Genomic DNA, 6,517 nt, shown 5'->3' with positions numbered 1-6,517 from the left:
GCCAATGAACGCCCGGGACCAGCCCCACGAAGCACTTAGTTCAGCAGTCTCCTAGGCCGGAACGGCCACCCGCTCCGGTGAGGGGTGGCCCTCGGCGAACCAGCGCGGGAACGTGACGTCGAACAGCTGTTCGCGGGCGAGCTCGGCTCCGCCGCGCAGCGGTTCGCGCTCGTCGTTGACGGACAGCGTGATGGTGAGGTCGCGCGTTGCGAGGGGCAGCGACAGCTCGTAGACGCGCTGGCGGACCTCGGCCAGGAAGACCTCGCCGGCAGAGGCGATGGCACCCCCGATGACGATGACGCCGGGGTTGAACATGTTGACGAGCGCGGAGATGGTCTCGCCTGCCACGTGGGCCGACTTTTGGACGAGGGTAATGGCCAGCGGATCACCTGCCTGGGCGGCCCGGGTGATGTCCTCCAGTGTCAGTGTGCCCTTGTTCGCCTTCGCGGCGAGGGAGGTGGATGTGCCGTCCTTGACGGCCTGCACAGCGTCCCGCACCAGGGCCCAGCCGCCGGCCACCGCTTCCAGGCAGCCTTTCTTGCCGCAGCGGCACTGGGCATCCGAGTCGGAAACCCTTACGTGGCCGATGTCCCCCGCTGCTCCGTTGGCTCCGCGGTGGATCCTGCCTTTGGACAGCAGGCCGGCCCCGACTCCAGAGCCGATCTTGCAGTAGATGAGGTCCGTGTACGCATCGCGCCGACGGGCGCGTTCGCCAAGGGCAAGCAGGTTGGAATCGTTGTCCACCCACACCGGGGCATTGAAGTGCTCCTCGAACGGCGTGCGGACGTCGAACCCGTTCCAGCCCGGCATGATCGGAGGCGCTACCGGCTGTCCCGTGGCAAAATCGACCGGCCCCGGGAGGCCTACCACCACTGCCCACGCGGGCACGCTGGGATGGTTCTTGAGCATGTCGTCGACCAGTGACATCACGGCATCAAGGGTCTTTTCCGGCCCCTGGGCGATGTCCCACGCCCGGTGCGCGTGGTCCAGGATGTCGCCATCAAGTGCGGTGACGCCCACCCTGATGTGCGCGGCGCCGAGGGCGCAGATAATGATCCGCCCCTGCTCGGAGCGGAACCGCAGGGTCCGCGGCGCGCGGCCGCCGGACGAGGCGCCAAACTCGCCATCGCCGAGGAATCCGATGGAGATGGCCTGGTCAACGCGCTGGCTCACCACTCCCCGGCCCAGGCCGGTGACCCTGCCGATTTCCGGCCGCGTGGTGGCCTCGCCGGTCCGCACCAGGTTGACGATCCGAAGAAGGCTTGTCACTTCATCCGTCTGTGCCCCGAAGCGGAGGGTGGAGTCTGTCGTCATGGGGGCAATTCTTCCACACGGGGGCCCACTAAAGTATGGATTTGCGGCTACTATCGCTAAAAAAGCCCGGACTTATGAATAATAGAAACATAAGAAGGGGGGCTCACATGCCGTGGAACGTAGGGATTCTCGGGGCCGGGCCCGGCGTTGCCGCCCTGCATCTTCCGGTGCTCGGGCGGCTGGCGGACCTGTTTGCCGTGGTGCATATTGCCGATGCCGGCAGTGGGCGGGCACGGGCCCTCGCCCAAGGCCCGCGTGCCCGGTGGTCGGCCGGGGAGTCGGGCCTGTTGGCTGACCCGGCAGTGGACGTGGTGGCCATTTGCAGTCCGCCCCAGGAGCATGCCAGGCAGGTCCTGGCGGCGGTGGCCGCGGGAAGGCGGGCCATCTTCTGCGAGAAGCCCCTGGCTTCCACCAGGGAGGAAGCCAACAGGATCATCTCAGCCTGCCAGGCCGCCGGGACTGTTCTCGTGGTGGGCACCAATCACCTGTTTGATGCTGCATGGGGACGCGCGCGGCGCCACCTTGCCGCACTGGAGGGCACGGTGCAAGCCATCTCCGTCACGCTGGCGCTGCCGCCCAATGACCGGTACCACCGCCTGGTGGCCGAGGGCGGCCCGTTCCAGGACGCCCGCCGCGGGCGTCCGGACCTGGATAATCCGGTGGCGGCGGCCGGCGTCCTCCGGCAGCTGCTGACCGGCCTGGCCATCCATGACCTGCCCGCGGTCAGGGATGTTGCGCCGGGGATCGATGAGGTGGTCTACGCGAAGATCGCGCCGCCCATCGGCTACCTGGTGGGCTACCGCGCCGGCGCGGTCCTGGTCCAGCTGGCACTCACCATGCTTCCAGCGGGGCCGGACGCATTCTGGCGCATGGCTATCGCCACCTCCACGGACCGCATGGAGGTGGATTACCCGCCGGCCTTCGTCCACGCCGGCAGCGCCGCCCTGCGGGTGCGGAGCGTCGACGGCCGGTGGACGCACTACCCGCGCGACCCCGGGGATGGCTATGCGGCGGGGTGGCGCCTGCTTGCGTCCCTCCTTGGGGGCACCCTGCCTGTGGAGTACGGCCGGTTGCTGGCGGACGCCCACTATGCCATCGACCTCGCCGATGGCGCCGCCGCCAAGTTGCTCGAAGGAGTGCAGCGATGACCCTGGATGGCCCTGCCCGCGGTGTCTTCACGCAATTGCCGCGCTACATGGCTGCCGTTGCCGGACTGACCGCAAGTACGGTCCAGGCGGGCAGCGCGCGCGGAGCCGTGGCGGTGGTCCCTGGTGCCGGCGACTGGTGGCAGGCCCTGGTGGACGCGCGGGCCCAAGGGGCTGCGGCGGTGGTGCTGGCGCGCCCGGAGATGCTTCCGCGCGGATCCTTCGACGCCGGAGCCCGGCCCGGAGCCTGGCCGGCGGATATCCCTGTCGTGGTGGATCGTCCCCGCCTGCGCCCCGATGTGGTGTCGGATGCGCTGCGGGCGGGGCAGGGGAGCCGCGCCCGGATTATTACCGTTGAGTGCGCCGCCACAGCTGCCGCGCTGGACGGGGTGGTCCGTGACGGACTTGGATGGATCCGGTCCCTGGTCCGGGGTCCGGCGGTCTTCCGGGCCGGCACTTCCACCGGCCCTAACCGGATGGCACTCCTGGAATCGCCGTCACCCAATGGCGGGTCGACGTCCGCCACCCTGCTGGGGACGGTCCTGGACGGGCCCGACGCCGGTGCGAACCTGAAGGTGCTGGCGCTCGCGGAGGTGCGGACGGAGGTTGTGGTCGACCTTGCCGCCGGACCGATCCGGGTGGAAACATCGACGGCGGACGGCACCCTGGACTCGCCGCTGCGTTACGAGTCATCAGCCCGGCTGGCGCTCCGCCGGGCCGTTGAGGCTGCTGCGTCGGGGGAAGCCGTGCCTGACTTCGGCGAACTGCTGCAGGATATGTTGCTCGCACGCGAGGTGGCGGACTCCGCGGAAACGAAAAGCGAACGCTGAAACCAGGCAATCTTTTGTTGCTTTCAGACGTAAGTGCCGATATGCTTTTCGTGGCGCCGGGGTTCCGCCGGAACCCGTTCTCCGACGTGATGCCGCGGCGGAGGCACACCACGTCGCGTCGACGGCCCGATCGTTCGGGTAGATCACATGCAACTTTCGCCTGTAAGACTCCGCCTCCTCGTTGCCTCCCTGCTGACTGTTTCCTTCCTCGGGGCACTGGACCATACGGTGGTCTCCACGTCCCTTGCCACCATCTCCGGAGAGCTCGGCGCGCTGCAGCTGATGAGCTGGGTTGTGGTGGGTTACACGCTGGCCAGTACGGTGCTGCTGCCGGTACTCGGCAAGCTGGGCGACGTCCTGGGCGCCCGCCAAATCTTCCTCGTTTCTTTGGTGGTGTTCCTGGCCGCTTCCCTGGCCTGCGGTTTTGCCACAGACATCGCATGGCTCATCGCCGCCCGGGTCCTGCAGGGAATGAGCTCCGCGGGCCTGCAGCTCATGTCGCAGACCATCATCGCCCGCGTCACCACGCAGCGTGAACGGCCCCGCTACATGGCCATCATCGGAGCAGCCTTTCCCATCGCCATCCTGGTGGGCCCCGTCCTGGGCGGTGCCATCACCGATTACTGGGGCTGGCAGTGGGTCTTCTGGATCAACCTTCCGGTAGGCGCTGCCGCCTTCGCCCTGGCCCTGGTGGCCGTGCCCCACCTGGCACCGGGCGCAGCGCCCCGGCATTTCGACGTTGCCGGCTCCGCGGTCTTCACCACGGCACTGGTTGGGCTGGTGCTCGCCGCCTCCTGGGCCACGGAACAGGCGGCCGCCGCCGGAGCAGCGCTCGCCACCAGCGTCGTGGGCTTTGCCGCCTTCTTCCTCATCGAGCGGCGGGCGCCGGAGCCCATCATTCCGCTCCATTTCTTCGCCAACCGCACCATAGCCGCGGGCACGGCCCTCTCGGCGATCATCGGCGTCGGACTCTTCTCCATCACCGCGTACCTGCCCACCTACTTCCAGATGGCCTACCGGACCAGCGCCACTGTGTCCGGCCTTGTCCCCATCGCCACGGTCTTTGGCATGCTGGCCAGCAACCTGCTCACCGGCTGGCTGGCCAGCCGCACCGGCCGGTACCGGATTTTCCCCATTGCGGGCACCATGCTCGGGGCCGCCGGCCTCCTGGCGATGGCCCTGCTGCCCGCAGGACTGCCGCTCTGGGCACCCATGATGGTCATGGCCGCGGTCGGCATGGGCACCGGCGCCTTCATGAGCCTGATCGTGGCCGTGGTCCAGGGCGCCGCACCCGCCAGCCAGACCGGCACCATCACCGCCACCATCAACCTGGTGCGCCAGGTGGGATCTACTGTGGCGACGGCGGTCATCGGCGGAGTGATCGGCTCCGGTGTCGCGGCCCACCTGCCCGCGGGGCTGGACGCGTCCACGCTCACCCCGCAGCTGGTCCACGGAGCCTCGCCCGCGGTCCAGGCCGGCGTCGCCCAGATCTATGGCACCGTCTTCACACCCATCTTCCTTACCCTTGCCGCGGCCTACGCACTGGGCATCATCGCAGCCATCCTGCTTCCGCACGGCCGGCTCTCCGATGAACCCGCAGCAGCCCGGCACGCCCCCTCCGAAACCCTCCCGGCCTGATCTCAAAGGAGACATCATGTCCAACCCCACCATCGCCGTCGTCGGCAGCGGACCCATCGGCTCCACCTATGCCCGCCTGCTGCTGGAACACGTCCCCGGCGCCCGGGTGGTGATGTTCGAGGCCGGGCCGCAGCTGACCGCCATTCCCGGCGAAAGCGTCCGGAACATTCCGGACCCGGCCGAGAAGGCACGCGCCCGGGAAATGTCGCAGGGGCCGCAGGCCGGCGCCTACCGGGCATCGCTCGGCATCCCCGCGGCAACCGTCACCGAGGGCATGTTCACCGCACGCCAGGGCACCCACCTCCTGGACTTCGGCGGGGCTGGCTCCGCCCATGCCCCGTCATTCCCGGCCGCGGCTGCCGCCACCAACGTGGGAGGCCAGGGCGCGCACTGGACCTGCGCGACGCCGTCGCCCGCCTTCAGCGAGAAGGTCCCGTTCATCCCGGACGTGGAATGGGACGGGCTGATCGAGGAGGCCAAGGGCCTGCTCCACGTCCACAGTGCCGCGTTCGCCGACTCGAAGGTGGGCGAAGCCATCCGCTCACTCCTGGACGAGGAGTTCGGGGCGGAGCTGCCCGAAGGCTACGGAGTGGGCACCCTTCCGGTCGCCGGGGACCCCCAGCCCGACGGGTCCGTGCGCTGGGCGGGCGCCGACGTCGTCCTCGGACCCCTCGTGGACGAGGACAGCCCGCTCTCCCGACGGTTCGAGCTCCGGGACCTCACCCTGGTGCGCCGCGTGGAACTGGACGGGCACCAGGCCACCGGCGTCACCGTCCAGGACCTGCGCACGGGCGAGGAATCCTTTGTTGCCGCCGACCTGGTGGTGGTGGCCGCCGACGCCTTCCGCTCGCCGCAGCTCCTGTGGGCCTCGGGCGTCCGGCCGCAGGCGCTGGGCCACTACCTGACCGAGCACCCCGTGGTCATCTCCACCGTGGCGCTCGATGCCGACAAGATGCGCCGCTTCGCCACCGAGTCGGACCTCGAGGTGGAGCTGGCCCGCCGTGCCCAGAACCCCGCCGATCCGGTGGCCGCCGTGAACCGCATCCCCTTCTCTGAGCCGGAGCACCCCTTCTCCGTGCAGGTGATGTACTCCGAGTCGACCCCGTTCCCCATGGAGCCGGGCACCCCGTACGCGGAGAACCGGTGGGGCTACGTCAACATGGGCTACGGCATGCGCAAGCACCCCCGCTACGAGGACGCCGTGACCTTCGATGACAACGAGGCGGACTACCGCGGGTTCCCGAACATGACCATCGACTACGCGCTGACGGAGCGGGAGGAAGCGGAAATCGCGGAGGCCACCGAGCGGCTGCGCCGTGCCGGCAAGGCCCTTGGGGCGTTCGTCGCCGAGCCGCGCCTGATGCCCAACGGCTCCAGCCTGCACTACCAGGGCACCATGCGGATGGGGGAAACCGACGATGGCACCTCGGTGGCGGATCCCTGGTCCCGGGTATGGGGCTACGGAAACCTCGTGGTGGGCGGCAACGCGCTGATCCCCACGGCCACGGCCATGAACCCCACCCTGATGAGCGTGGCCATCGCGGTCCGCGGTGCCCGGAAGGCAGCCCAGGAGCTGTCGTAGGCCGGCAG

The 6,517-nt window shown here is 69.2% G+C and carries 5 protein-coding genes; 4 read left to right on the top strand and 1 reads right to left on the bottom strand.

What is annotated here, in order from left to right:
- Nucleotides 1–51 precede the first annotated feature (51 nt).
- Entirely contained in the window at nt 52–1,314 is a 1,263-nt protein-coding gene (locus tag ACYSM9_RS02695; protein ID WP_461855452.1) for an ROK family protein, read from the bottom strand.
- 107 nt (nt 1,315–1,421) lie between these two features.
- On the opposite strand from ACYSM9_RS02695, the gene ACYSM9_RS02690 reads away from it, so the two are divergent.
- The 4 genes from ACYSM9_RS02690 to ACYSM9_RS02675 all read left to right on the top strand — a co-directional run bounded on the left by ACYSM9_RS02690 (nt 1,422) and on the right by ACYSM9_RS02675 (nt 6,509).
- Nucleotides 1,422–2,462: a Gfo/Idh/MocA family protein gene (locus ACYSM9_RS02690; protein ID WP_461855451.1), complete on the top strand. Its 1,041-nt coding sequence runs from the start codon at nt 1,422–1,424 to the stop codon at nt 2,460–2,462.
- Nucleotides 2,459–3,289 carry a hypothetical protein gene (locus ACYSM9_RS02685; RefSeq protein WP_461855450.1) on the top strand — a complete coding sequence of 277 codons (831 nt, stop codon included), beginning with the start codon at nt 2,459–2,461 and terminating at the stop codon, nt 3,287–3,289. The genes ACYSM9_RS02690 and ACYSM9_RS02685 overlap by 4 nt, the downstream gene beginning before the upstream one ends.
- Before the next feature lie 147 nt (nt 3,290–3,436).
- Complete coding sequence (locus tag ACYSM9_RS02680; protein WP_461855449.1) at nt 3,437–4,927, top strand: MFS transporter; 1,491 nt, start codon at nt 3,437–3,439, stop codon at nt 4,925–4,927.
- Nucleotides 4,928–4,943: 16 nt separating this feature from the next.
- Nucleotides 4,944–6,509, top strand: a complete 1,566-nt coding sequence (locus tag ACYSM9_RS02675) for a GMC oxidoreductase (RefSeq protein ID WP_461855448.1) — start codon at nt 4,944–4,946, stop codon at nt 6,507–6,509.
- Nucleotides 6,510–6,517: the final 8 nt, after the last annotated feature.

Source organism: Arthrobacter sp. C152, assembly GCF_054890965.1.
Note: the sequence above shows the minus strand (reverse complement) of the source record. Positions and strands in the feature narration are given on the sequence as shown.